This is a genomic window from Vibrio sp. 779(2023), assembly GCF_033344285.1.
GTDB lineage: Bacteria > Pseudomonadota > Gammaproteobacteria > Enterobacterales > Vibrionaceae > Vibrio > Vibrio alginolyticus.
Genome location: NZ_JAWPOM010000125.1, coordinates 1 through 1,292, shown reverse-complemented (window position 1 = coordinate 1,292; position 1,292 = coordinate 1). Strand labels below are relative to the sequence as shown.

Annotated in this window: 1 protein-coding gene; it reads right to left on the bottom strand. The window is 43.3% G+C overall.

All coding sequences use genetic code 11. The annotated features are described in order from the left end of the window. Window positions 1–33: 33 nt before the first annotated feature. A protein-coding gene (locus tag R8O70_RS25460; protein ID WP_086012997.1) for an IS3 family transposase occupies window positions 34–1,238 on the bottom strand; the annotation gives its coding sequence in 2 pieces (ribosomal slippage) (window positions 34–887 and window positions 887–1,238; 1,206 coding nt in all). Between the last annotated feature and the right edge of the window lie 54 nt (window positions 1,239–1,292).

Below are 1,292 nucleotides of genomic sequence, written 5' to 3'. Positions count from 1 at the left end.
TGACCCGTCCTGATATGGGTTGACACTTTTTAACTAAAACGCTCGATGTACTTCATCGGGCGTTTTGTATTTTAAAGCCGTATGAGGCCTCATTTGATTATAGATATCTACGGACTCTGCTACCATCGTCCTTGCTTCTTTCAGATCTTTCGGTTTCTTCAGCAAGAGCTCCATTTTGAGTATCCCATTTACACGCTCAGCTAAAGCATTCTGATAACAGTCATACCCGTCAGTCATTGAGCAAGTCACTCTATGTTTCTTATGGATATCTTGATATTCCTTCGAACAGTATTGTGAGCCTCTATCTGAGTGGTGTATTAGCTTTTCTTCACTCTGCCGTTGCCTGAGAGCTGAGATAAATGCCCGCTTAACTGATTGAGTTTTCATGTTGTCATCCACATAAAAACCAACAATCTTCCTTGAATAAGCGTCTGTAACCAAGCTGAGATAACTCTCTCCATTTTGAGTTGGCAAGTAAGTAATATCAGCAACCCACAGTTGTTCTGGCTTCGTTGGTGTCAGCCCATCTTTCACTTTGTTTGGGTGACAGAAAAATCGATGACGGCTGTCAGTCGTTCGGTGATAGGCTCGTCTTGCTCTCACTAACAGCCGATGCTTTCTGAGAAGTTCAAAGAGCTTATCGCGACCTATTTGAATGCCCTTTGTTGCTGCTAAGAACTTCAGTTTACGCGTGCCAATGCGTGGCTGCTTCAGCCTGACTTCACGGACAAAGCCAATGACAGTATGCTCATGATGTTCACAACGAGATTGAGTTTGGCATTGCTTATAATAAGCTTGGCGAGAGATTTGTACTAACTGACAAAACTTCGTAACGCTCAAACCTACTATGGTTTTCTCTTGGACAACGCTTCTTTGTGCTTTTTTGTCACTCTAACACCATAGTCACGTTCCATAACGTTCACGACAGCTTCAAAGAAGTCGGCTTTGAGTTGAGCATCTTCGAGCTGCTTCTCAAGCTCTTTAATACGTTGCTCTGGTGTAGGAGGTGAATTGAACTCGGCCATAGAGTCTCCTTTGGACATAAAGTTAGGTGTCCCTTTAGACCAATCTAGTCGACCATGCTTACGAAGCCAAACCAAAACCGTAGAGCAACCTTGGATGCCATACTTCTCTTGGGCTTGTTTGTAAGTGAGGCTTCCTTTTTCAACCTCATCAACTACAGTGAGTTTAAAAGCGAGGGAGTAATCGCGCTGAGTTCTTTTAGTTGTTGATTTCATAACACTCTCCAATTTTGGGGGGTGGAAAGTGTCAACCTTATTTAGGACGGCACA